18 protein-coding genes and 1 pseudogene are annotated in these 23,735 nt (G+C 61.3%); 8 read left to right on the top strand and 11 right to left on the bottom strand.

What is annotated here, in order from left to right; all coding sequences use genetic code 11:
- Positions 1-131: 131 nt before the first annotated feature.
- Positions 132-905, top strand: a complete 774-nt coding sequence (locus tag BFP95_RS05560; protein ID WP_065909505.1) for an AraC family transcriptional regulator — start codon at positions 132-134, stop codon at positions 903-905.
- Positions 906-917: 12 nt separating this feature from the next.
- Here the strand turns inward: BFP95_RS05560 and BFP95_RS05555 are convergent, their stop codons facing one another.
- The 3 genes from BFP95_RS05555 to BFP95_RS05545 are packed head-to-tail and all read right to left on the bottom strand — an operon-like array spanning position 918 to position 5,782.
- Positions 918-3,521, bottom strand: coding sequence for a bifunctional diguanylate cyclase/phosphodiesterase (locus tag BFP95_RS05555; protein ID WP_065872887.1), 2,604 nt, complete (start codon positions 3,519-3,521; stop codon positions 918-920).
- Positions 3,522-3,554: 33 nt separating this feature from the next.
- Positions 3,555-4,760: an MFS transporter gene (locus BFP95_RS05550; RefSeq protein ID WP_065872888.1), complete on the bottom strand. Its 1,206-nt coding sequence runs from the start codon at positions 4,758-4,760 to the stop codon at positions 3,555-3,557.
- Complete coding sequence (locus tag BFP95_RS05545) at positions 4,760-5,782, bottom strand: alpha/beta hydrolase (protein WP_065872889.1); 1,023 nt, start codon at positions 5,780-5,782, stop codon at positions 4,760-4,762. Before BFP95_RS05545 ends, BFP95_RS05550 begins: the two co-directional genes overlap by 1 nt.
- A gap of 166 nt (positions 5,783-5,948) precedes the next feature.
- Here BFP95_RS05545 and BFP95_RS05540 point away from each other — a divergent pair, with 166 nt between their 5' ends.
- On the top strand, positions 5,949-6,869 hold the full coding sequence (locus tag BFP95_RS05540; protein WP_065909503.1) for an AraC family transcriptional regulator: 921 nt from the start codon (positions 5,949-5,951) through the stop codon (positions 6,867-6,869).
- A 112-nt stretch (positions 6,870-6,981) separates the two neighbouring features.
- Here the strand turns inward: BFP95_RS05540 and proP are convergent, their stop codons facing one another.
- Positions 6,982-8,484 (bottom strand): glycine betaine/L-proline transporter ProP, encoded by a 1,503-nt coding sequence (proP, locus tag BFP95_RS05535; protein ID WP_065872891.1) that lies wholly within the window; start codon positions 8,482-8,484, stop codon positions 6,982-6,984.
- A 153-nt stretch (positions 8,485-8,637) separates the two neighbouring features.
- On the opposite strand from proP, the gene BFP95_RS05530 reads away from it, so the two are divergent.
- Complete coding sequence (locus BFP95_RS05530; RefSeq protein ID WP_065909501.1) at positions 8,638-9,168, top strand: GNAT family N-acetyltransferase; 531 nt, start codon at positions 8,638-8,640, stop codon at positions 9,166-9,168.
- Between the two features lie 143 nt (positions 9,169-9,311).
- Positions 9,312-10,715: an MFS transporter gene (locus BFP95_RS05525; protein WP_065872893.1), complete on the top strand. Its 1,404-nt coding sequence runs from the start codon at positions 9,312-9,314 to the stop codon at positions 10,713-10,715.
- On the opposite strand, the gene BFP95_RS05520 is transcribed toward BFP95_RS05525, so the two are convergent.
- A complete protein-coding gene (locus BFP95_RS05520) occupies positions 10,702-11,679 on the bottom strand; it encodes a DMT family transporter (RefSeq protein WP_065909499.1) in 978 nt (325 codons plus the stop codon). The genes BFP95_RS05525 and BFP95_RS05520 overlap by 14 nt on opposite strands.
- 93 nt (positions 11,680-11,772) lie before the next feature.
- Between BFP95_RS05520 and BFP95_RS05515 the strand changes: the two genes are divergently transcribed.
- On the top strand, positions 11,773-12,675 hold the full coding sequence (locus BFP95_RS05515) for a LysR substrate-binding domain-containing protein (RefSeq protein WP_065909497.1): 903 nt from the start codon (positions 11,773-11,775) through the stop codon (positions 12,673-12,675).
- Positions 12,676-12,712: 37 nt separating this feature from the next.
- Here BFP95_RS05515 and BFP95_RS05510 read toward each other — a convergent pair whose 3' ends face one another.
- From BFP95_RS05510 to BFP95_RS05500, 3 genes are all read right to left on the bottom strand, one after another.
- The gene (locus BFP95_RS05510) at positions 12,713-14,005 is read right to left on the bottom strand and encodes a PQQ-dependent sugar dehydrogenase (protein ID WP_065909495.1); all 1,293 of its coding nucleotides are present in this window, start codon (positions 14,003-14,005) and stop codon (positions 12,713-12,715) included.
- Positions 14,002-14,427 (bottom strand): DUF2231 domain-containing protein, encoded by a 426-nt coding sequence (locus BFP95_RS05505; RefSeq protein WP_065909493.1) that lies wholly within the window; start codon positions 14,425-14,427, stop codon positions 14,002-14,004. The genes BFP95_RS05510 and BFP95_RS05505 overlap by 4 nt, the downstream gene beginning before the upstream one ends.
- Positions 14,428-14,516: 89 nt before the next feature.
- The gene (locus BFP95_RS05500; protein WP_065872898.1) at positions 14,517-14,840 is read right to left on the bottom strand and encodes a hypothetical protein; all 324 of its coding nucleotides are present in this window, start codon (positions 14,838-14,840) and stop codon (positions 14,517-14,519) included.
- A gap of 239 nt (positions 14,841-15,079) precedes the next feature.
- Between BFP95_RS05500 and BFP95_RS05495 the strand changes: the two genes are divergently transcribed.
- The 3 genes from BFP95_RS05495 to BFP95_RS05485 are packed head-to-tail and all read left to right on the top strand — an operon-like array spanning position 15,080 to position 17,379.
- Positions 15,080-16,108 carry a UV damage endonuclease UvsE gene (locus BFP95_RS05495; RefSeq protein WP_065872899.1) on the top strand — a complete coding sequence of 343 codons (1,029 nt, stop codon included), beginning with the start codon at positions 15,080-15,082 and terminating at the stop codon, positions 16,106-16,108.
- An 18-nt stretch (positions 16,109-16,126) separates the two neighbouring features.
- Positions 16,127-16,606 (top strand): AAA family ATPase, encoded by a 480-nt coding sequence (locus BFP95_RS05490; protein ID WP_065872900.1) that lies wholly within the window; start codon positions 16,127-16,129, stop codon positions 16,604-16,606.
- The gene (locus BFP95_RS05485; RefSeq protein ID WP_065909491.1) at positions 16,603-17,379 is read left to right on the top strand and encodes a nucleotidyltransferase domain-containing protein; all 777 of its coding nucleotides are present in this window, start codon (positions 16,603-16,605) and stop codon (positions 17,377-17,379) included. Before BFP95_RS05490 ends, BFP95_RS05485 begins: the two co-directional genes overlap by 4 nt.
- Positions 17,380-17,672: 293 nt before the next feature.
- Here the strand turns inward: BFP95_RS05485 and BFP95_RS30255 are convergent, their stop codons facing one another.
- The 3 genes and pseudogenes from BFP95_RS30255 to BFP95_RS05475 form a co-directional block, all read right to left on the bottom strand.
- Positions 17,673-18,440: a methyl-accepting chemotaxis protein gene (locus BFP95_RS30255; protein WP_371905347.1), complete on the bottom strand. Its 768-nt coding sequence runs from the start codon at positions 18,438-18,440 to the stop codon at positions 17,673-17,675.
- 87 nt (positions 18,441-18,527) lie between these two features.
- A pseudogene (locus BFP95_RS30250) lies at positions 18,528-19,529 on the bottom strand (cache domain-containing protein); the annotation flags it as partial.
- A 230-nt stretch (positions 19,530-19,759) separates the two neighbouring features.
- Complete coding sequence (locus tag BFP95_RS05475) at positions 19,760-23,731, bottom strand: bifunctional nitrate reductase/sulfite reductase flavoprotein subunit alpha (protein WP_065909490.1); 3,972 nt, start codon at positions 23,729-23,731, stop codon at positions 19,760-19,762.
- Between the last annotated feature and the right edge of the window lie 4 nt (positions 23,732-23,735).

Genomic DNA, 23,735 nt, shown 5'->3' with positions numbered 1-23,735 from the left:
TCAAGGCGGCGAACACAGGTGGCAACTTCTTAGGTGGCCATCCATTACAAAATGATTCGGGAGTTATGCTAGATTCGCTGCAAATGCCTGTCTCGCGAAATTCGGGAGGCAACTAGCGCAAAAAGGGCGAAATGATCAAATCACTGGATCTATTTTTACAGGAGATCGACGAGGGCGATTGGGCTGTCATCAGTTCGGCCACCGATTATCCGGAAAACTGGGTGATCCCCGACCACAGCCATGAGAAGCATCAACTGCTGTACGCCACCGAAGGCGTGATGGTGGTGCACTCGGCGCAGAACCAGTGGACGGTGCCGCCCAATCGCGGCTTCTGGATGCCCAGTGGGCACGTCCACTCCTTGCGTTGTGTAGGCCCGTTGAAGATGCGCAGCGTCTTTGTCCGTCCCGACAGCTTTACCAATTTGCCCACCGAAACCAAGGCCGTGAGCATTTCGCCCCTGCTGAGTGAGCTGATCAAGGCGTCGGTGAGCTTGAAACCACCGTATGCCGAGGACTCACGGGACGCGCGCATCATGCACCTGATTCTGGACGAGCTGGCACTGCTGCCGGCTTTGCCACTCTCGCTGCCGCAACCCGCCGACCCGCGCGTCCACCGGATCTGCCAGGCGTTGCAGGATGAACCGGGCGATGCCTCGACGGTGGCGGACTGGAGCGAGCGCTTGAACCTTGACCAGAAAACCATCCAGCGCCTGTTCCGCAAGGAAACCGGCATGACGTTCGGCCAGTGGCGCCAACAAGCAAGGCTGCTGCTGGCGCTGGAGCGCATTGCGGTGGGCGAAAAGGTGATCGATATCGCCCTGGAGCTGGGGTATGAAAGCCCGAGCGCGTTCACCAGCATGTTCAAGAAGCAGTTCGGCAAGACGCCCAGCCATTTTTTCAGGTAGCGCCCGGCGTTATCACTGCACGATGCCGGCTTGCACGTCCAACAGGCGAGTGAAGGTTTCGATGTCCAGGGGGCGACTGAGGAAATAGCCTTGGCCCTCTTCACAGGCCACGGCCTTGAGCAGTGCCACGTGTTCAGCCGTTTCGACGCCTTCGGCCGTTACCGTCAGTGCCAGGGCGCGGCCCAGGCCGACAATGGCCTGGATAATCGCCTTGTCATCGTCGCTTTCTTCCAGCCGGGTCAGGAAGCTGCGGTCTATCTTCAAACCGTCGAACGGGAACGTGCGCAGGTAGCTCAGGGATGAGTAACCGGTGCCGAAGTCATCCATGGCGATGCGTATGCCCAATTGTTTGAGCGTGCGCATGACCTCCAGCGCCCCGGTGGCATCTTCGAGCATGACGCTTTCGGTGATTTCCAGTTCCACGCGTGCGGGTTCGATACCCGAGGTTTTCAGGGCCTGGCGTACGCGCTCTACCAGGTTGCCACGCTTGAATTCCATAGGGGACAGGTTCACCGACACAAAAAGATGCTCTGGCCACTGGGCTGCGCTTTTACAAGCGGTTTCAAGTACCCAGTCGCTCAGGGCCAGGATCAGCCCGGACTCTTCGGCAATCGGAATAAAGGTGTCCGGCGTGATCAGGCCGCGCACCGGATGTTGCCAGCGCACCAGGGCTTCAGCGCCGACCATCTGGCCGTCGGCGATGCGATAGCGCGGCTGGAAGTGCAGGCGCAGCTCGGCATGTTTGATTGCAAAGCGCAGGTCGCTCTCCAGGCGTCGGCGTTCGATGATCCGCGCGTTCATATCGCCGGAGTAGAACCGCCAGGTATTGCGGCCCGCAGCCTTTGCCTCGTACAGCGCAATATCGGCGTAACGCAGCAGTTCCGTGGCTTCGCGCGCATCGTTGGGGGCGATGGCAATGCCAATACTGGCGCTGATGAACACCTCTTGCTCGTCGATTCTGATCGTGCGCTCGATCGATTCGATCAAGCGCTTGCACAGGGCTTCGACCTCGTCTTGAGTGCCTGCATCGCTCAGGATCAGCACAAATTCATCACCGCCGACACGGGCGACCAGATCACCATGGCGCACGCAGGCGGCCAGGCGGGCCGACACTTCGTTGAGCACCCGGTCGCCGGCAGCGTGCCCGAGCAGATCGTTGACCGGTTTGAACCGATCAAGGTCCAGGCTGAGCATTACCAGGGGCTGCGTTGAGGTGGACACCTCAGCTGTTGACAGCTCCGCGCTCGACAGCGCCTTGAACTTGCCCTCCAGGAACGCTTGCAGCCGCGTGCGATTGGGCAGCCCGGTGAGGGCGTCGTGCTGAGACAAGAACTCGATGCGTCGACGGGACTCGACTTCTTCCGTCACGTCGGTGGCTGTCCCGCGAAAGCCGCCACACGGCATCTGCCGCGCTGACAGCCGTGTGCTGCGTTCCAGCCCCAGTGCATCGACGTAGCGGCACTGCACACTGATATCCGGGCGGCGTCCGGGGGTGCTGAGCCATTGCGAGAGCAGGCCGGTCTCGGTCTCGAGCAAGTCGTTCATCGTGGCACCGATCCACGCATGCCGCGCCAACCCGGTGACGCCTTCGAAGCGCTCCGACAGGTAGGTAAAGCGCCAACCGGCGTCGATTTCCCACACCCAATCTGAACTCGCCTCCACCACATCGCGAAAGCGTGCTTCGCTGGTCGCCAAGGCGTTCTGGCTGTTCTGCAGCGACGAATGGCTAGCGTCCAGGGCGAGCGCGGCCGCCGTGGTGCGGCGTGAAATGACCCAGCTCATTACGCATACCAATAACGCGGCCAGGCCAAGCAGGGGCAGGCCTACGCCCATCAAGCGCAAACCGGGTCGGGCCGGCTCCCAATGCAGGCTGCCGGCAGCGCCGTTGTCGCCGAGGGGGAACAGCAACGTCTTGCCGATTTCATCAGGGGTAGCGATGTGCAGCTTGCTCACGCCGAATTCATCGCCGATCACGGCCAGCTTGGCACTGTTGAGGATGTCGACGAAGATCAGTACCGAGGCAGGCCGGCCATCCGGTTTCACCGTAGGGTCTGTGCCGGGGGTGATGGCGGCTGCGGCCACCAGCGCGGGGCTGCCCTTAACGTTGATGAAGGCTGTGGCGGGTGTTTCGCTGTCGGCGCCTGCACGTGCTTGCTCCACAATCCCGGCAAAGGGCTGGTCGAGCCATTGCGCGAGTTCGACATCTTGCAGCTTGCCATCGACGACCGCGTAGACCGTGCGGTTGGCATCATTGACTACAAACAGGCCTTGAAAACCGAAATCTTCGAACAGCGTGGCGCCGATATTGCCGCGGACATACGCCCAATCACTGTCCACTTTAACGTGCAGGTGTTTGTAGGCATCGCTCCAGAACGCGTAGTCCTTGACCGTCACCCGCAGGGTTTTTTCCAGGGATTGCACGGCTTTACGGGTATAGAAGGCGCTTTCTGCCTGTTCGGCACGGTCCAACTCATAGGCGAGGTAAACCAGCGAATAGGCTGCCGCCGCAAAGACGACAGCCAGCAACGCCATGAACTTGAACAGTGAGGTACGTGCCAGCGAAAGGCTGGTGCGATCGGAAAGCGAGCGGACAATAGGGGCGAGGGTATTCGGCATTGTTTCCGGCAGGGCGTCACTGCAAGTCAGAAGTTATCCCTTGTTATCGGCGAGCCCGGCGAAATATTTAGACCGCCACAGGTGATTACCGCTGGCGCGTGCTGCCAGCCAAGCCAGTAAGGCCGCGGCGCCCAGCACTGCCGCGCTCAACTCGAATGTCGCCTGATACCCGCTCAGGTCAAACACCAGGCCTCCCACGATAGCGCCTGAGGCGATCGCCAGTTGAATGATCGCAACCATCAAGCCGCCCCCTGCTTCGGCATCGTCGGGCAGGGTTCTCGACAGCCAGGTCCACCAGCCCACCGGCGCGGCAGTCGCGACCAGGCCCCAGAGCCCGAGTAACACGGTGGTCAGTACGGTGGAACTGCCCACCATGACCAGTGCCAGCGCGATTCCTGCCATCAACAACGGGATGATCGCCAGTGTCAGGAACAGGCCTTTTTTCAGGAAGCGCTCAATCAGGAACGTCCCTGTAAACCCGGCCAGCCCCAACACCAGCAGCATCAACGACAGCCTGGAAACGCTGACCTGGGTAACGGTCTCCAGAAACGGTCGCAGGTAAGTGAACAGCATGAATTGGCCCATGAAAAATACACTCACCGCCAACATGCCCAGCGCCACCGGCGGGCGTTTCAACAGGTGCAGCAGGCCGCTGCTCTTCGCGCTGACTTCTGATTTGATCGACGGCATGCTCACCATCAGCCAGGCCGCCGCCAACACCGCCACCGGGACGACGCAAAAAAACGCCCCGCGCCAGCCGATCAAACCGCCGACAAAGCTGCCCAGCGGCGCGGCGATGACCGTGGCCAGCGCGTTGCCGCCATTGACGATGGCCAATGCGCGCGGCACCTGGGGCTCCGGCACCAGGCGCATGGCGGTGGCGGCCGACAGCGACCAGAAGCCGCCGATGGCCACGCCGATCAACGCACGGCCCAGCATGAACACCAGGTAATTTGGCGCGAACGCCACCACCGTGCCGGAGACGATCATCAGCAGGGTCAGGGACAGCAGCAGGCGCTTGCGATCAACCCGCGCGGCCACGGCCGCGATCATCAGGCTCGTGAGCAAGGCAAACAACCCGGACACCGAAATGCCCTGGCCGGCCTGGCCTTCGGTGATGTGCAGGTCGGCCGCCAGCGGCGTCAGCAGGCTCACGGGCATGAATTCGGACGCGACCAGGGCAAATGCCGCCAGCGACATAGCGAGTACGGCGCCCCAGTTTTTTGTGGTGTGGGTCATCACTTCAAATGGCTCTTGAAGAAGGTGGTGAGCTTGGCGAACGGGATCAGGTCGACCCGGTCGTACAAATCCACATGGCCCGCGTTAGGGATGATGACCAGCTCTTTGGGTTCGGCGGCACGCTGATAGGCGTCCTCGCTGAATTCACGGGAATGGGCGTTGGCGCCGGCGATCAGCAGCAGCGGGCGTGGGGAAATCGTCTCAATGTCGTTGAACGGGTAGAAGTTCATGAACTTCACGTTGCTGCTCAGCGTCGGCCGCGTAGTGGTTTGCGGCGAGGCACCGGTCGGGGTGAACTCACCACGCGGTGTGCGGTAGAAATCGTAGAACTCATCGCCAATCGCATCGCCGGTCAGGGTAAGGGGCGTGCCGCCGGTGTAGACGGTCTCGCCACCCTGGAACTCCACGTAGCGCTGGTTGGCGGCTTGCAGCATGACCTGTTGGCGCTGCGCCAGGGTCACGCCATGTTTGAGGCCATTGCGGTTGGCGGCGCCCATGTCGTACATGCTCACGGTAGCAATCGCCTTGAGGCGTGGGTCGATCTTCGCCGCAGCGATAGCGAAACTGCCACTGCCGCAGACGCCGATCACGCCAATGCGCTCGCGGTCGACGATTGGGCGGGTGCCGAGGTAATCCACGGCGGCGCTGAAGGCTTCGCTGTAGAGTTCGGGCAACACGGCGTTGCGCGGCTCGCCTGCACTGGCGCCCCAGAACGACAGGTCCAGGGACAGGGTGACAAAACCCTGTTCAGCCATTTTGGTGGCGTAGAGGTTTGCGCTTTGTTCTTTGACGGCACCCATCGGGTGGCCGACGATGATGGCGGCATTTTTGGAGGCCGGAGCAAGGTGCTTGGGCACGAACAGATTGCCTGCGATCGCCATGCCGTATTGATTGTTGAAGGTGACTTTTTCGACGGTCACCTGGTCGCTTTGGTAGAAGTTGTTGGCTCCGTTGGACATATCGGCTCCCAGTGAAGAAAAAGAAGTCACCAGCAAACCCAGGGCGAGCAAGAGGCTTTTCATCGGATGATCCTTGAGAAGGTCGGTCCGCACATTTTCCCTAGGCAGGGCGGGGTTCTGTAGTGCGTTTCACTGGATTACTTGCCTGATCCTCTGAGTCTTGCGGTTTGCCGGGGACGCCCACGGGCTGGCCGGGGTAAAGTCCAGTCAAGAGAGGAACGAGCGTGTTATGACGATCAATCAAACAGCGTTGGATGTACTGATCCAGGCCATCGGTTCGCGGGTGCACGCGCCCGGTGACTACTCCATGCCGATTCCCGGCCTGGGCTTTTATCGACGGGAGCAACCCGCGCAACCGGTGGTGTGCATGGTCGAGCCGTGCATCGTGCTGGTGGCCCAGGGTGAAACGCAGTTGTGGGTCGGCGGGGAGGGGTATCCGTATGACACCTCGCGGTTTCTGGTGACCTCATTGGACATCCCGGCCAACTCCGAAGTGATCGCCGCCAGCCCCGAGCAACCGTGCCTGGGGCTGACGTTCAAGCTGGACCTGCGCATCCTGGCTGAGCTGATTGCCCAGAGCGAGCTGCCACCGACCCGTGAACGGGCAGTGCTGAAAGGGGTGGGGATTGGCACCGTCACTGAAGGCATGCTCGCGTCGTTCGCACGACTCGTCGCGTTGCTGGATGAGCCCGAAGCCATTCCGGTGCTGGCGCCGTTGATCCAGCGCGAGATCCATTACCGGCTCTTGAAAAGCGACCAGGCTGGCCGCCTGCGGCAGATATGTTCAGTCGACGGGCAGGGCTATCGCATCGCCCGGGCGATCGACTGGCTCAAGCTCAACTATGACGCGGCGCTGCGCGTGGAAGAGCTGGCCGCGCGCGTGCAAATGAGCGCAGCGACCTTTCATCATCACTTTCGCCAGTTGACGGCGATGAGCCCGCTGCAGTACCAGAAGTGGTTGCGCCTGAACGAGGCGCGGCGCTTGATGTTGAACGAGCACCATGACGTGTCCAGCGCGGCGTTCAAGGTGGGCTATGAAAGCCCGTCGCAGTTCAGCCGCGAATACGGCCGCTTGTTCGGCGTGCCGCCCAAGCGCGATATTGCAGCGCTGCGTGGCAAGGTCGGGGTGGCTGATCGGGCGTCAAATTAGCGGAACCCATTCCAGGTCGGCGATCACGGTGCGCTCATCGGCGCTGAGCAAGAATTCGAGGCGGTGACCCTCGATTGGCGTGGTGGCCGGGGCCACCTCGCACGTTCAGGCTTTAATTGATCCGCGGATGCTGCTGCACCAGGTTCTGGCGCTTGGCTTCCAGAGCGGCAATTTCTGCATCGATGTCTTCGATTTTCTGCTCGATATTGTCGTGATGTTCCTGCAGCAACTCCTTGGCTTCTTCCATGTCCGAAGCGGCCGGCGCTGCGCCGCGCAATGGCTTGTTGGCGGTTTCCTTCATGGTCAGGCCGGTGATCAGGCCGACTACGGCAAACACCATCAGGTAGTAGGCGGGCATGAACAGGTCGTTGGTGCTTTCTACCAGCCAGGCCACGGCGGTTGGCGTGAGGCCGGCGATCAGTACTGAAACGTTGAACGCAGCGGCCAAGGCGCTGTAGCGCAGGTGGGTGGGGAACATCGCGGGCAGTGTCGAGGCCATCACGCCGATGAAGAAGTTGAGGATCACGGCCAGGATCAGCAAGCCGGCGAAGATCAACCCGATCTTGCCGCTGGTGATCAGCATAAACGCCGGGATGGACAGGAACAGCAAACCGATGCTGCCAGCGATGATGAAAGGCTTGCGGCCGATCTTGTCGCTGATAAAGCCAATGAACGGCTGCACGAACAGCATGCCGACCATGATCGCGATGATGATCAGCACGCCGCTGTTTTCTTTGTAGTGCAGGTTATGTGACAGGTAGCTCGGCATGTAGGTGAGCAACATGTAGTACGTCACGTTGGTCGCCGCGACGATACCGATGCAGGTCAGCAGGCTGCGCCAGTGCTTGGTCGCGACTTCCTTGAACGAGACTTTGGGGCCGTGGGTCAGGCCTTCGCGGTCGCCTTGCTCGAGTTTGTCCATGTGCTGTTGGAATGCTGGTGTTTCTTCCAGTGCATGGCGCAGATACAGGCCGATGATGCCCAGGGGCAAGGCGAGGAAGAACGGCAGGCGCCAGCCCCATGCTTCGAATTCGGCTTCGCCCAGGACGCTGGAAATCAGTACCACTACGCCTGCGCCCAGGACGAAACCAGCGATGGAACCAAAGTCCAGCCAACTGCCCAGGAAGCCGCGCTTGCGGTCCGGGGCGTACTCGGCAACGAAGATCGAGGCGCCGGTGTATTCACCGCCCACCGAGAAGCCCTGGGCCATTTTGCACAGCAACAGCAGGATCGGCGCCCAGATGCCAATCGAGGCATAACCGGGGATGAGGCCAATGGCAAAGGTGCTCAGGGACATGATCACGATGGTCGCGGCGAGCACTTTTTGCCGTCCGTACTTATCGCCCAGTGCACCAAAGAACAGGCCGCCCAGGGGACGGATCAGGAAGGGCACGGAGAAGGTGCCGAGTGCAGCGATCATTTGTACGCTGGGCGAGGCGTCGGGGAAGAACACCTTGCCGAGCACATAGGCGACAAATCCGTAGACGCCAAAGTCGAACCATTCCATGGCGTTACCCAGTGCGGCGGCGGTGATTGCCTTGCGCACCTTGGTGTCGTCGACAATGGTGATGTCTTTCAATCCGATCGGTTTGACGCTTTTCTTACGTAATTTCATGCGGGGCACTCTAAAGCAGAACAGGGGAGGTGCCATCGCAGCGATGGCACCGCTCTGTCAGTTCAGATACAAGCGGACATGAAATAATTCACCGTTATTTGCTTTTTTTTGCAGATGCATTGAACTTCGTCGATTCACAACGGAGCGATCTGAATGCCCGCGACTTTTTCCCGCCTCATCTACCGTCCACCACAGCCCGCAGACGTGCAGCGATTGTTCGCGATCTTCGGCGACCCGCAGACCAACCTGTTTAATCCAGCCGGCCCCATGGTCACCCTCGGCGAGGCGCAACGCCTGCTGGATCGTTGGCTGGGGCAGTGGGCCGCTCAGGGGTATGGCTGGTGGGCGATTGCGCGAAATGAGGCGCCGGAACACATCATCGGCTTCGGTGGGATCGCGCCACTCCACTACTTGGCCGAACAGCGCATCAACCTGGGTTACCGGTTTGCAGTGGAAGCCTGGGGGCAGGGCTACGCGACCGAACTTGGCCGCGATGCGCTGGCGCTGGCATTTGAAACCCTGGGCGTGCCCGAAGTGTTCGGCCTGGTACGACCGGACCACGCAGCGTCGATCCGCGTGCTGGAAAAGATCGGTATGCAGCCTTTCGGCGTTCTTGACGATGTGCCGGGCAAGTCGCCAAGCCGGGTGTTTCGCATTTGTCATCCTACAACTGCTTTTGCCTGACCTTTCACATAGCCGCGCAATACCTCGATAAAGGGCAATCTTTCAGATTGACACCGTGTAGGTGTCCCGATATAAAAGTCGCAGTTGTACGACGACATATGACGTTACATATGTCCTACCTAACAAAAATAAAAAGTGATGCCATGAACTTGAACGAGCCCATCAACGCCCATCGCGTTGGCCAAGCTGTAGGCAACTATCGCTGGACCATCTGCGCGATGCTGTTCTTCGCGACCACCGTCAACTACCTCGACCGCCAGGTGCTCAGTCTCTTGGCGCCGCAGTTGTCGACGCAATTTGGCTGGAGCAACACCGACTACGCCAACATTGCTGCAGTTTTCCAGTTTGTCTACGCGATCTCCATGCTGTTCGCCGGGCGCTTTGTCGACAAGATCGGCACCAAGGCAGCCTACGTGGTGGCGATTGGCATCTGGTCCACGGGTGCCATCATGCATGCGTTCTCGGTGCCGATGGGCGAGGGCATCGCAGCGATCAGCGGCGCGATTGGGCTGGCAGTGATTCCTGTGTCGATTGCAGGGTTCATGCTGTCCCGTGCAGTGTTGGCGATTGGCGAGGCGGGCAACTTCCCAATTGCGATCAAGGCGACTGCCGAATACTTCCCCAAGAAAGAACGCTCGCTGGCCACCGGTATCTTCAATTCCGGGGCCAACGTCGGTGCCATCCTGGCGCCTATCTGCGTGCCGTTGATTGCCGGTTTATGGGGCTGGGAAGCGGCGTTTATTGTGATCGGTGGGTTGGGTTTCGTGTGGGTGGCGGTGTGGATCGCACTCTATAAGAAGCCGGACGAGCAAAAGCGTCTGTCGCCCGAAGAGCTGGCCTACATCCGCAGCGACCAGACCGTGCAGCCCTTCACGCCTGAACCCGCTGGCGCAGTGGCGAAAAAAGTCTCGTGGTTCAAGTTGCTCACTTACCGCCAGACCTGGGCCTTTGCTTTCGGCAAGTTCATGACTGACGGCGTGTGGTGGTTCTTCCTGTTCTGGCTGCCCACCTACCTGTCGGCGCAATACGGTATGAAAGGCCCCGACATCGTGCTGCCGCTGGCGGTGCTGTACAGCATGACCATGGTTGGCAGTATCGGCGGCGGCTGGTTCCCCAGCTACTTCATGGCGCGCGGCGATGCGCCGTATGACGGCCGCATGAAAGCCATGCTGGTGATTGCGCTGTTCCCGCTCGTGGTACTGCTGGCGCAGCCGTTGGGTTACATCAGCTTCTGGGTCCCGGTATTACTGATCGGCGTGGGCGCGTCGGCGCACCAGGCGTGGTCGTGCAACATCTTCACCACCGTGTCCGATATGTTCCCGCAGAAGACCGTAGCCTCGGTGGTCGGCATCGGCGGCATGGCCGGCGGCCTGGGCGGCGTGGTGATGACCAAGATCGGCGGCTGGGTGTTCGATTACTACAAGTCCATCAACGACATCCACACCGGCTACATGATCATGTTCGCCATTTGCGCACTGGCCTACCTGGTGGCCTGGAGCGTGATGAAGACACTGGTGCCGCGTCACAAGGAAATCACTGACCTGTAATTGGCACGGGCAAGGCGGTGTCTCGCTTGGCTATCAGGATGATGCGCACCGCCATCACCACGCCGATCAGCACCGCCGCCAGGCCTGCCGCTTCCATGAGCGTCGGGCCCCGGCCTGCGAACGCCAGGCCGAGCAGGGTGGCGAACAGTGATTCAAGGGCGATCAACTGGCCGCTCAGGACCATGGGTAAGCGACGTGTTGCGGCGTTCCAGGCCCAGGCGCCGACCACGGTGGACATCACGGCAATCACCAAGCCCCAGGCATACAACGGCGCCGCCTGTTCAAGCCCAGCGCCGAGGACTGGCAGCCTCAGCAACCCCAGGGCCTGCATGAACGGCCACAGGCACAGCGCAGCGATGCCGGCCCCGGCCAGCATCAGCGCGGTCCAAAGCCCGGTCGCCTGAGCCGGTAACTGCATCAGGTGCTGTTGGTTGAGCACGCTGAACAGTAGCCATAAGGCCACGGCACCCAGCGACCAAAACAACCCCGACAACCACGAACCGGCACTCAACGACGGTTGATGAAGGCTGCCGACGTTCGACAGTGCCAGCCCTGTCATCAGGCACGACAAGGGGGTGATCAGTCGACGCCATTCGACGGTCTTGTGCCGCGCATTGCCCAGCAACGCGAGCAGCACCGGCACCGTCCCGACGACCGCCGGCGTGAGCACCGGCCCGGCAAAGTGCACGCCGGCGGCGATGCACACGCCATAACCCAGGCAACCCAACGCGCCCAGCCCGCCTGCCAGCAATCGCTGGCCAGGCGTGATCAGGTGCAAATGAGCGCGACTCAGGAGTATCCAACCGACGCCCAGCCCGCCGACGAACAGGAATCGCACGAGCATCAGGTCGTAGAGGCTGTAGGCGCCGGTCACGTAGGGGGTGATGAAGTTCAGCGCCCAGCCGAGGGTTGCAATCACAGCAAGGAACAGTCCGACAAGTATTGACGCGGGTGCAGGATTCATCCGGTTATCCATCAAGTAATGGATGCCCATGGTGCCCAGCCGCGCGGCCGTGCTACAAACGAGTTCTCGGCCCTGGATACATAACCAAAGATTATGAATACGCTCGGCAAAACCCTACCGCCCCTCGCCAGCTTGCTGCCCTTCGAAGCGGCGGCACGCCTGGAGAGTTTTTCCAAGGCAGCCGATGAGCTGCACCTCACCCAGGCCGCGATCAGCCGACAGATCCGCGGGCTCGAGGATAATCTTGGGATCAAGCTGTTTCAGCGCCGCAATCGTGCCGTGTTCCTCACGCCGGAGGGGCGCGAGCTGGGGCGGGTGATCAGCGAGGCGCTGCGCAGCATCGGTGATGGCGCCGCCCGCCTGCGCGCGGTGCACCACAGCAACCGTGTGGTGCTGCTCTGCCAGTTGTGTGAAGCGTTTTATTGGCTGATGCCGCGCTTATCGACGTTTCACCAGCAATACCCGCATATCGAAATCCAGGTCGTGACCACCACTCGACCCTTGACTGAATTCAACGACCCCTTTGACGTTGCGCTGCAAAGCACGCGGCGCGCCAGCGGGGCTCATCCGCTGATATTTACAGCCTCGGACGAAGTCTTTCCGGTGTGCAGTCCGCTCTACCTGGCCGTAGAGCAACCGCTGTCACTAAATGCATTGCAGCGTCATACGTTCTTGCACCACAGCGCACCGCCGCCGCATCTGATGGAGTGGGAGGAGTGGCTGCAGGTGTTTGGCCATAGGCTGGCCGGGGACGCGCGAAGTGCCACGTTCGACAGCTACCCACTGATGTTGCAGGCCGCTGTTGAGGGGTACGGGATTGCCATGGGCTGGCGTCGCACCGCGAGCCGCTTGATTGAAAGTGGCGCGCTGGTGAGGCCGTGCGCCGAGAGCGTGCACTTGCCCGACGCTATTTCGGTTTATCGGCATCAAGCGGCTGGGAGGCGGGATGGAGTGGCGGCGCTGCTCGCCTGGCTCGAGGCGCAGTTGCAGGATTAAGGATGACAGGGGCGCTGTCCGCCCCTGTCGTGCACGGCTAGGGGTTGCGTTTTACTCGCCACACGGTATTGGCCAAATCATCGGCAATGATCAGCGCGCCTTTCGGGTCCACCGTCACACCCACCGGCCGGCCGCGGGTTTTGCCGTCGTCACCGCGGAAACCGGTGGCAAAGTCGATGGGTTCGCCAGAGGGCTTGCCGTTGCTGAAGGGCACGAAGATCACCTTGTAGCCCACCGGGTTGTCACGGTTCCAACTGCCGTGTTCGCCAACAAATACGCCGTCGGCAAACTTCTCACCCATTTGCGCGATGGAAAAGTCCACGCCCAGTGCCGCCACATGGGAGCCGAGGCTGTAATCCGGCTTGATCGCGGCGGCCACTTTGGCCGGGTTCTGTGGCTGTGCGCGTGGGTCGACGTTCTGGCCCCAGTAGCTGTAGGGCCAGCCGTAGAACGCGCCTTCACGCACTGAGGTGAGGTAGTCCGGGACCAGGTCCGGGCCGAGTTCGTCGCGTTCGTTAACCACCGTCCACAGTTGGCCGGTGTCCGGCTGAATAGTCAGCGCCGTCGGGTTGCGCAGGCCTGTCGCGTAAGGTTTGTGCGCGCCGGTTGCGGCATCGATCTGCCAGACCATCGCGCGGTCGATCTCCACTTCCATGCCGCGTTCGGTAACGTTGCTGTTGGAGCCGATACCCACGTAGAGCTGGCGACCGTCAGCACTCACGGCCAGGGATTTGGTCCAGTGGTGGTTGATCTGCGCCGGCAGGTCGGTGACTTTGATGGGCGCGCCGCTGGCTTTGGTCTGGCCGTCGGTGTAGTCGAAGCGCACCAGCGCATCCTGGTTGGCCACATACAGCTTGCCGTCGGCGAAGGCCAAGCCGTAGGGCGCGTTCAGGTTATCGGCGAACACGGTTTTGAGTTCGTAGGTGCCGTCACCGTCGGCGTCGCGCAGCAGGGTCAGGCGGTTGCCGCCCTTGACCTTGGTGTTGCCTTCGGCCTTGATCAGGCTGGCGATCACATCCTTGGGCTTGAGCTTGGCCGCGCTGCCGCCACGGCCTTCGGCGACCAGGATGTCGCCGTTGGGCAGCACCAGGGTCTGGCGTGGAATGGCCAGGTCAGTGGCGATAGCGGAGATGCTGTAGCCGTCCGGCACCTTGGGTTTCTGCTCGCCCCACGGCACGGGCTCGGCAATCTTCATGCTGGGTAGCAGGCTGCTTTGCTGTTCCGGCAACTTGGGGTCCGGGCCGCGGGCCTGGGTCTTGTCGCCTTCGCCACCGCATGCGGTCAGCAACAGCGCAGCGCTTAATAGGGTCAGCGTGCTGGACGTTTTCATTGGGCAGCTCCCGAGCGCAGGTTAGTCAGGCCGATCCACGTTGCGACGAATGCCAGCAGCGTGACAATCGCCGACAGCACCAAGCCCGTGGGCATCATGGCGTATGCATCCTTGGCATGCTGAAAGGCATTGACCAGGCCCAATACCCAGGCGGCTAACAACACCAGGAAATACACTGCGGGTCGCCCGGATTTACGCTCGGCGCGCAATAGATTGACCAGCGAAAACAACAGCGCAAATCCACTGAACACCAGCGCACCGGCAATCAGCCAGGACGCGAAGTTGGCCCACTGAATCTGGTAGGTCTGGCCGTAGGCAATATCGCTGAGCAGTGCACCCAGAAACAGCGGCACGCTGCCGGCGAGCATTATTGAGTGCAGCGGGCCAGGTCTTGTCGCGTAGTAGGTGGGGAGGGTAGTCATGGGGGTAGCGGCTCCTTATCGTTCAGCGCTCCTGGAGTCAGGGCGCGGTGACTTCGCATAGGAGAGGAGCTTTTCGTTTATCAGAAAGTTCACTGGGGATTGGTGTCGAGATGTTTTTCGTACCACTCGGCATAGGGTGTGTTGACGACCTGATGGCGATTGAAGTCCGGACTGCCGTCGCTCCACCACACCGGACCGCGTTCGCCCAGTGCGACTTTGGCGCGCTGCACGTGCTGACGGGCCAGCTTCAGCGCTTGCGGGTCGTCGTGCGCCTTGGCCGCTTTGACCGCACGGCGAGCGTCCATCAGCTCGTGCACCAGGCGCTGACGGGTGTCTTCGTCCAACGTCGGGTCAGTGCAGCGCCACAGTTGGCCATTGACTATGAAGTAGTGTTTGTCCGGCGTGCTAAGCATGGTGCCAGCGCAGTACCCGCAACACGCCCCACATCATCGAAATCACAATCGCGATCCAGCCGGCAAACAGGCTGAAGAGGGTCATTGCAAGGTTCATAAGCACCTCCAGTGTGTGGTCGTCTTTATAAATGACCCCGGTCAAAAACCAGGATTCAACTTAATTTCCTGACTGAACCCCTGGCAGGGTTACCCACCTAAGCACCTATAATCCCCACACTTGCTTACCATCAGGCCTTTCCATGCCCCATCCTCGCATCGGCTTCGCATGCCAGTACAAGCATCCCGAACGCCTGCTGTCGGCCAGCGCCCTCAAGCTGATCGAAGGCCCGTTCAACCCGCGTACCACCACCCTGCGCTGGATGGACGGGGTAGCGCCTAACGTGGCCCGCGACAAGCTGGTTGAAGTGGTGACCCACAACCTGGCCGCCCAATTGCGCTTGCTGGCCTATGTCGCCGAACTGCCGCCGACCTTGCGCATGCTGCGCTTGAGCAGCGATCTGCTGCCGTTCTACAGCCACCCGAAGGTCGCTGCGGTTTACAAGGATCCGGCCATCGAGCGTCAATGCGTGGAAGGCTTCGCCACCATCGGCGAACTGGCGCGTGCTTCGGATATCCGCTTGTCGTTCCACCCAGGCCAGTACTGTGTACTCGGTTCGGAAAACCCCGGCGTGGTGGAAAACAGCCTGGCCGAATTTGAATACCACGCCGACATGATCCGCATGATGGGCTACGGCCGGCGCTTCCAGGACCTCAAGTGCAACGTGCATATCGCCGGTCGCCTGGGCGTGGAAGGCACCCGTGCGGTGTGGGCGCGGCTGTCGGAAGTGGCGCGCAACTGCATCACCTTCGAGAACGACGAAAAAACCTACGGCCTCGATCATTGCCTGCAAGTCGCCGACCTGGCGCCGGTGGTGCTGGATATCCACCATTGCTGGATCAATGAAAACGAGTACATCGACCCCCACTCAGAGAGGGTCACCCGCGTGATTGAAAGCTGGCGTGGCGTGCGGCCTACCCTGCATTACTCCCAGCCCCAGGAAGTCTTGCAGGAGCTCGGTTTCGACGCCGAGCACAAGCTGGAAATGGACGCGCTGTTGAAGGTGGTTTCCAAGCGCGACCTGTATGCGCACAGCGCACAAATGTGGAACCGCTGGACCAACGACTATGCGCTGCAGTTTTTCGATCGCTTCGACATCATGTTGGAGTCCAAGGACAAGAATGTGGCAGCTTGGGCGTTTTATGAGCATTTCAAGCGACGTTCAGTTTAAAAAAGGAAACCTTTACTCATGCCAACCCTGCATCTGCTATGCGGCAAGATAGCGTCGGGCAAGTCAACGCTCGCCAGCACCCTCAGCGCTGAACACGCGGCGATGCGGTTAAGCGAGGATCAGTGGCTCGCTCAGTTGTACCCCGGTGAAATTTTGTCGGTGGCGGATTACCTGCGCTGCGCCCAACGCATCCGCGGGGTGTTGGGGCCGCTGGTGGTAGGTTTGCTGGAGTCGGGCGTCAACGTGGTGCTGGATTTTCCGGCCAACACCTTGGCTAACCGCCAGTGGCTGCTGGGACTGGCGCAGGCCGCCGGGGTGCCACACTGCTTGCACTATCTGGAACTGGACGACGACACCTGCCGCGCCCGACTGCATGCGCGTAATGCGCACGGTGAGCACGATTTTGCGGCGACGGATGCCGAGTTTGACCTGATCACACGCCACTTCTGTGTGCCAAGTGAGGAGGAGGGGTTGGTGATTGAGGTGCATCGCTCGTGAGTGCAGCGCATTTTAAAGGGGTCGACGCGGAAGGTTTCATCCTTACTGTCCCCGAAACGTCCGTGCAGAGTGAGTTTCAGCCATTGCTGGAGGAGGCCTGCACCGCTCTGTCGCAGGAAGCGCTGGGAGTGGAGGGTATCTACCTCTATGGCAGTGTGGCGCGCGGTGATGCCATCCCGGGTGTTTCCGATCTTGATCTCACGCTGGTGCTGCGCGAGTCGCCGACTTCACAGGTTCTGGCGGGGTTGGAAGTGATCCGGTGCGACCTGGAGCGGCGGCATTCTCAAGTCACCAAGGTGGATTTCGATATTGGCAGCCGTGGGGAAGTAGTGGCGGCGGAAAACCGGAACAGCTGGGGCTTCTGGCTCAAGCACCATTGCCGATGCGTGTGGGGTGAGGACCTTGCGCTGCACATTGAGCGGTTTCGGCCTTCGGTGGACATTGCCTTGGCCATGAACGGTGACTTCGAAGCGGCATTGACCGCCTACCTCACGCGCATCGCAGGCGCCGACTCCGAGCTGGAACGGCTTCGCTGGCAGCGTGAGGCGTCACGCAAGCTGATCAGGGCGACCCATGTATTCCGTTCGCGGGATGCGGCTACGTGGCCGCAGACACTCGAAGAGCACGTTGCGCTGTTCGTCCAGGGGCATCCGACAATGATGATTCAGGTGGCGTTCTTCCTGTTTGAAGCCCGAAACCCGAGTGCCGCCGGCGAAAAATTCTCAGCCCGACTCCAGGCCTTTCTGAGCTGGATGGTTTCACAGCAAGCGTAGTGCTACGGGTGCTTGCCGGTATAGGCGAAATCCAACCATCACAGCAGATCTCCTGTGGGAGCTGTCGAGCTTTAGCGAGGCTGCGAAAGCGGTGGGTCAGGTGATGAAAATGCTGGCAGTGCCGCCGCCTTCGCAGCCTCGCCAGGGCTCGACAGCTCCCACATTTGAGCTTTATCGCCGCTGAAATCAAGCCCGTAGCCAAGACCGAAATCCAACTAAAACAGCAGCTCCCACCGGTTATCTTGGTCACCGCTGAAAGCTGCGTTCGCAGGTACAACCGAGGCCCACGGATCCTACGACTTGAACCGTCCCACCAACCCATTCAACTCATCCGAAAGGTTGGACAACCGCCCCGAATCGTCCTGCGCCGAGTTGGCCAGGCTTTCTACCAGTCGGGCCTCGTCGTAGATCTGCTGGATATGCCGGTTGATCTCTTCGGCCACGCTGTGTTGTTCCTCGGCGGCGGCGGAGATCTGCAGGTTCTGGTCGCGGATTTCGTTCACTGACAGTTGAATGCCTTCGAAGCTGTCCCGCGCGCTTTCGATGGACGACACGCTGGCCCGCGACAGGTCCAGGCAACTGCCCATCTTTTGCGTGACCTCCTGGGTCTTGTTTTCCAGGGTGCCGAGCAGTTGCTCGATTTCGCCGGTGGAGTCTGAAGTGCGCTTGGCCAGTGCGCGCACTTCATCGGCCACCACGGCAAAACCTCGGCCTTGATCACCGGCGCGGGCGGCTTCGATGGCAGCGTTCAGCGCCAAGAGGTTGGTCTGTTCAGCAATTGCGCGAATGGTACCGAGGATCTGGTTGATGCTGCGGCTGCCGGCCTCCAGTTCAACCATGGCCTGGGACGATTCGGTGAGACGGCGGCCCAAGCGGTTGACGTTATCGGTCGTGACCTCGATCTGCTGCTTGCCCTCGGCCACGCGACGGTGCCCATTTTCGGCGGACTCCGCTGCGCCGCTGCATGAGCGCGCGACTTCGTTGGCGGTGGCGACCATTTCGTTGAACGCGGTGGACACCAATTCAACCGCCTCACGTTGCCGGCCCGCAGCTTCGTTCATGTTGTGCGCGACTTCGCTGTTGACCTTGGAGGCGTTCTGCAGATTGGCGGAAGCGGCGCCGATATGCTGGATCAGTTGGCGAATCGCCGCGAGAAACTTGTTGAACCAACCGGCCAGTTCGGCGGTTTCATCCTTGCCCTGCACCTGCAGTTCGTGGCGCAAGTCACCTTCACCCTCGGCGATGGACTGCAAGCCCGTGCTGACCTGGCCGATGGGCTTGACGATGACCTTGGAAAACGCTGCGGCAATCAATCCGAAGATTAGTACCAGCACGCCGACGATGATCGCGGTGAGGTAGGTCATGCGCGTGGCTTCAGCCATGACTTCACGCTGCTCGATCAACCCGATGTAGCGCCAGCCAAGGCTGGGGGAGGTCCACACGTTGGCCATGTAGCGCACGCCGTCGATGACCACTTCGGTGGAGCCTTGCGGTGTGTTGGCGAGTTGCGCATAGGCGGCGCCCAGGTCTTTGAGCGGTTTGAAACTGTGGGCGGCGTCGCGCGGGTCAACCAGCACCACGCCGTCTTCGATCAGCATCACGTAGCCGCTTTCACCCAGCTTGATGCTCTTGACCAGCTCGGTGAGGTTTTTCAATGAGACGCTGACTACAAACACGCCCTTGGCTTTGCCGTTATCCAACAGCGCCCGCGCGGTGCCGACCAATGCCACATCGTCTTTGTCGTAATAGTAGGCGGGCGTACGGACGGTCTTGCCGGGGCTGGCCATGGCCGCTTTGTACCAGGGGCGCGTGCGCGGGTCGTACTTGGACAGTTGCGGGTCATCCGGCCATTTGGCATAGGTGCCATCTTCCAGGCCGATGGACAGGATCGCCGCCGCTGGGTGCGTGGCGCCAAAGCGCGCGAATCGGTCGATGACGGCTTGCGCCTCGGCCGGCATGGGCTGGCTGGCCGCGTCGGCGGGCTGGTAGTTTTTCAGCGTGTTAACTGATGTGTATACAGGATCGGTGGCCATTTGATCGACGTTCTGCAGGGTGCCGTCGAAGAACTGGCGGATATTGCCATCAATCTGACGGATCTCCCGGGTGCTGCCATCGATAAACTGATCCACCGCCTGGGTCCGCGTGTTCATGACCGAGATCACAGCCACCAGGCTTACCGGTATAAACGCAACAGAGACGAATGCCAGTACCAGCTTATTTTTTATTTTCATCGAGACGACCATCAGCGTAGAGGGCGGCCAAATCGTCGTCTCCATCAAAGAAGCGCGGCGATTTGCTATCACTGATGTTTCGGCCCGGCTGCGATAAAACTTTAGGGTTTTTTGTACACAATACAAATTGCTTATTGTTCTGTATCCAATCAATACACATCACGCAGATAACGCTTCTGTTCACTCAACTGCCGCCAGTAATCCACGGCGGCTTCCACGCCAAGTCCTCCGTGGGTTTGCGCGACCTGACGCAGCGCCTGGTCGACGTCTTTGGCCATATGGCTGGCGTCGCCGCAGATGTACAGCTTGGCGCCGTCCTGCAGCCATCGCCAGAGCTCGGCGCCCTGTTCGCGGATGCGGTCCTGCACGTAGACCTTCTGCGGCTGGTCGCGGGAGAACGCCAGGCTCAAGTGAGTGAGCAAGCCGTCGCGTTGCATGCCTTGCAGTTCGTCCTGGTAGTAGAAATCGCTGGCCGCGTGCTGTTCGCCAAAAAACAGCCAATTACGGCCCTGATGCCCCAAGGCGCGGCGTTCCTGCAAAAACGCGCGGAACGGCGCGACGCCGGTGCCTGGCCCGATCATGATCATCGGCACGTCGCCATCGCTGGGTGTGCGGAAGTGTTTGGACGGCTGCACGAACAACGGCACTTCAGCGTCGCCCGCGCGGTCGGCGAGGAAGGTCGAGGACACGCCTTTGCGCTTGCCATAGCGCACGGCGGCCACCGTGAGGTGCACTTCCTGCGGGTAAGCCTTGGCACTCGAGGCAATCGAATACAAGCGTGGCTGCAGGCGCTTGAGGGTGCCCAGCAGTTCGTCCGCGGAGCAATCGATCGGGTATGCCTGCAGCACGTCCGCCAGTTGCCGGCCCCACAGCCAGTCATTCAGTTCGGCCTTGTGCTCGGGGTTGAGCAAGTGTTTGAGGCCTGGGTTGGCGCTGCGCTCGGCGATGAAGGCCAAGGTGTCGCTGCTCGGCCGGGCGATTTCGAAGTGCTGGGTGAGCGCCTGTTGCAGCGGCACATCACCGAAGGTGTCGATGTTCACCCAAGTGCTCGCACTCAGGCGGGTGAGGTCGAGCAGTTCGCTGACCAGTTCAGGGCAGTTGCGCGGCCGTACCCCGAGGGCATCACCGGCTTCATAGGTGAGCCCGGAGTCAGCCAGGTCCAAGGCAAACTGGCGGGTTTCCTTGTGGGCACTGTGGGGGTTCAGGTGCCGGTTGAGCAGCAGCCGTGACCCATACAGCTTGGTTTTACCGGCTGGCGTGGCCGGCGCTACGGGCTTTGCCGGATTGAGGGTGTGTTGGAACCGCACCAGCCAGGCATCGGCGCGCTCCTCGAATTCGGTGTCGCAGTCGACACGCTCCAGCAGGCGGGTGGCGCCCAATTCCAGCAAGCGCTGGTCGAGTCGCTTGCCGTGGTTGCAGAACTGGTCGTAATTGGGGTCGCCCAGGGCCAGCACCGCAAAGCGCAGGGATTCCAGGCGCATTTCAGCGGTGCTGAGGCTGTGCCAGAAACCTTCGCCGTTGTCCGGTGGGTCGCCGTCGCCAAAGGTGCTGCTGATCAGCGCGAGGGTGTGAGTGCTCGCCAGTTTGCTCGCGGGGAAGTCCGCCATCGCGCTCAGTTCCACCGTGATTCCAGCGTCCCGCAGGCGTTTGGCAAAACGCTCGGCCAAGGCTTCGGCGTTGCCGGTTTGCGACGCCCACAGCAGGGTGACTGCCGGGGAGGGCGCTGCGATGGCGTCTGCACGACTGAACAAACCGCCAAGCAGGCCGTCCAGCCACAGCCTGGATTCCCTTGCCAATGGCGCATTCGCCGGCATCGTCGGTACACCGCCAGCCTGGCGCGCGGCGGATTGCAGGCCACTGAGGAAACCGGCGAGATAGGTGCGCTCACTGTCGCTCAATGGCGGCGGCGATAGATGACGGATGCCGACGATGTCGGCGAAGGCGTTAAGGCGCGACAAGGTGCTGTCCTCTGGTTCGGGAGCGTGGAGGTCCAGAAACTGGTGATCGATCAGTTCGACCCGGGCCAGGGCGACGGCGCAGAACTTGAACGCCGGCTGAAGCGAAATCGGGTCCACGGCGTCATGGGTCACGGCGTTGATCGCCAAGTTTTCACCAAACACATCGTTCCAATGAAACGGCGCAAAGCAGTTGCCCGGCCGCACACGGTCGGTGACCACGGCAGGCAGTACGGCGCGGCCACGTTGTGAGCGTATTTCAACCCGGTCCTTGTCCTTGATACCCAGGCGGGCGGCGTCTTCGGGGTGTAGTTCCACGAAGGGCCCGGGGTTGAGTTTGTTCAACGTGGCGACCTTGCCGGTCTTGGTCAGCGTGTGCCATTGGTGCTGCACGCGGCCGGTGTTCAGCACGAAGGGAAACGCCTCATCCGGCATTTCCGCTGGCGGCATATGGGGACGGGCGAGGAACTGGGCTTTGCCGTTTTCAGTGGCGAAAGTGAGGGTGCCGTCCTTCACGTAGCGGATCGGGTTACGGTCTGCCGCATCGTCTGATGCGCAGGGCCATTGCAGCGGCTTGTCACGCAGGCGCGGGTAGCTCGCGCCACGAATGTCATAGCCGGTCTTGGGGTTCCAGGCGCGTTTGATCTCTTCAAAGACGTCGGCGGCGGAAGCATAGGTGAAGGCCTCGGCGAAGCCCATCTCACACGCGACCCTGGCGATGATCTGCCAGTCGGGCAGGGCCTCGCCGGGGGGGGCGACGGCTTTTTGCATCAGGGTCAGGTTGCGCTCGGAGTTGATCATCACCCCTTCGGCCTCGGCCCACAGCGCGCCAGGCAAAAGGATGTCGGCGTAGCGGTTGGTCTCGGTGTCGAGGAAAGCGTCCTGGGTGATCACCAGCTCGGCGGTTTGCAGGCCTTTGATGACGGTTTGCCGGTTAGGCACGCTGGCCACCGGGTTGGTGCAGATAATCCAGCAGGCTTTGATCTGCCCATCCGCCATCTGCTCGAACATCGCCACGGTGCCGCCGCCGGCCTGGCGTGGCAGGCTGTCGTGGGGGATTTGCCACAGGTCCTCGATAAAGGCGCGGTCGGCCTCGACCAGCACCGAGCGTTGCCCTGGCAGGCCGGGGCCCATGTAGCCCATTTCGCGCCCGCCCATGGCGTTGGGTTGCCCGGTCAGGGAAAACGGTCCGCTGCCCGGGCGGCAGATGGCACCCGTGGCCAGGTGCAGATTGCACAGGGCATTGGTGTTCCAGGTGCCGTGGGTGCTCTGGTTGAGGCCCATGGTCCAGCAACTCATCCACTCGGCAGCCTGGCCGATCCAGTCGGCGGCTTGGCGGATATCGGCTTCGGCAAGGCCGGTTATGGCTGCGACCCGGTCTGGCGAGTAATCCTCCAGAAACGCGGGCATCGCCTCCCAGCCCTCGGTGAAGGCCGCGATAAAGGCTGGGTCGGTGTGGCCGTTCTTGACCAGCAGGTGCAACAGGCCATTGAGCAAGGCGAGGTCGGTGCCGGGCGCTATCGGCAGGAACAGGTGGGCCTTGTCCGCCGTGGCACTGCGTCGGGGGTCGACCACGATCAGCTTCGCGCCGGCCTTGACCCGGTCCATCATGCGCAGGAACAGAATCGGGTGGCAGTCGGCCATGTTCGCGCCGATCACGAAGAACAGCTCGGCACGGTCGAAGTCCTCATAGGAACCCGGTGGCCCGTCGGAGCCAAGCGACAGTTTGTAGCCGCTGCCCGCGCTGGCCATGCACAGGCGCGAGTTGGATTCGATGTTGGGGGTACGCACGAAGCCCTTGGCCAATTTGTTGATCAGGTATTGGGATTCCAGCGACATCTGGCCCGACACGTAGAAGGCCAGCGCATCCGGTCCGTGGGTATCGAGGGTGTGGCGCAAGCGGGCAGCGGTTTCGCTGATGGCCTTATCCATGGCAATGCGCACCGGGTCGTGATCGCGTGCCTGGCGCACGTAGGCATTTTCCATGCGGCCGGAGTCGGCGATGGCTTGGCCGCAGGTGGTGCCCTTGGTGCACAGGCGGCCGAAGTTGGTGGGGTGGGCCTTGTCGCCGATCACCTTGACCACTTTGTTGTGCTCGACCTGCATGACGATGCCGCAGCCCACGCCACAATAAGGGCACACGCTGCGCACGTTTTGGTTTGCCATCCGT

Origin of the sequence: Pseudomonas sp. 58 R 12, assembly GCF_900005865.1 — a bacterium.
Lineage (GTDB): Bacteria > Pseudomonadota > Gammaproteobacteria > Pseudomonadales > Pseudomonadaceae > Aquipseudomonas > Aquipseudomonas tritici.
The sequence above is the reverse complement of the archived record's forward strand: the minus strand, read 5'-3'. Positions and strand labels throughout refer to the sequence as shown.

Coding starts and splice junctions, on each gene's coding strand:
- BFP95_RS05560 (WP_065909505.1), top strand. CDS start 132: ATGATCAAATCACTGGATCTATTTTTACAGGAGATCGACGAGGGCGAT.
- BFP95_RS05555 (WP_065872887.1), bottom strand. CDS start 3,521: ATGCCGAATACCCTCGCCCCTATTGTCCGCTCGCTTTCCGATCGCACC.
- BFP95_RS05550 (WP_065872888.1), bottom strand. CDS start 4,760: ATGACCCACACCACAAAAAACTGGGGCGCCGTACTCGCTATGTCGCTG.
- BFP95_RS05545 (WP_065872889.1), bottom strand. CDS start 5,782: ATGAAAAGCCTCTTGCTCGCCCTGGGTTTGCTGGTGACTTCTTTTTCT.
- BFP95_RS05540 (WP_065909503.1), top strand. CDS start 5,949: ATGACGATCAATCAAACAGCGTTGGATGTACTGATCCAGGCCATCGGT.
- proP (WP_065872891.1), bottom strand. CDS start 8,484: ATGAAATTACGTAAGAAAAGCGTCAAACCGATCGGATTGAAAGACATC.
- BFP95_RS05530 (WP_065909501.1), top strand. CDS start 8,638: ATGCCCGCGACTTTTTCCCGCCTCATCTACCGTCCACCACAGCCCGCA.
- BFP95_RS05525 (WP_065872893.1), top strand. CDS start 9,312: ATGAACTTGAACGAGCCCATCAACGCCCATCGCGTTGGCCAAGCTGTA.
- BFP95_RS05520 (WP_065909499.1), bottom strand. CDS start 11,679: ATGAATCCTGCACCCGCGTCAATACTTGTCGGACTGTTCCTTGCTGTG.
- BFP95_RS05515 (WP_065909497.1), top strand. CDS start 11,773: ATGAATACGCTCGGCAAAACCCTACCGCCCCTCGCCAGCTTGCTGCCC.
- BFP95_RS05510 (WP_065909495.1), bottom strand. CDS start 14,005: ATGAAAACGTCCAGCACGCTGACCCTATTAAGCGCTGCGCTGTTGCTG.
- BFP95_RS05505 (WP_065909493.1), bottom strand. CDS start 14,427: ATGACTACCCTCCCCACCTACTACGCGACAAGACCTGGCCCGCTGCAC.
- BFP95_RS05500 (WP_065872898.1), bottom strand. CDS start 14,840: ATGCTTAGCACGCCGGACAAACACTACTTCATAGTCAATGGCCAACTG.
- BFP95_RS05495 (WP_065872899.1), top strand. CDS start 15,080: ATGCCCCATCCTCGCATCGGCTTCGCATGCCAGTACAAGCATCCCGAA.
- BFP95_RS05490 (WP_065872900.1), top strand. CDS start 16,127: ATGCCAACCCTGCATCTGCTATGCGGCAAGATAGCGTCGGGCAAGTCA.
- BFP95_RS30255 (WP_371905347.1), bottom strand. CDS start 18,440: ATGAACGAAGCTGCGGGCCGGCAACGTGAGGCGGTTGAATTGGTGTCC.
- BFP95_RS05475 (WP_065909490.1), bottom strand. CDS start 23,731: ATGGCAAACCAAAACGTGCGCAGCGTGTGCCCTTATTGTGGCGTGGGC.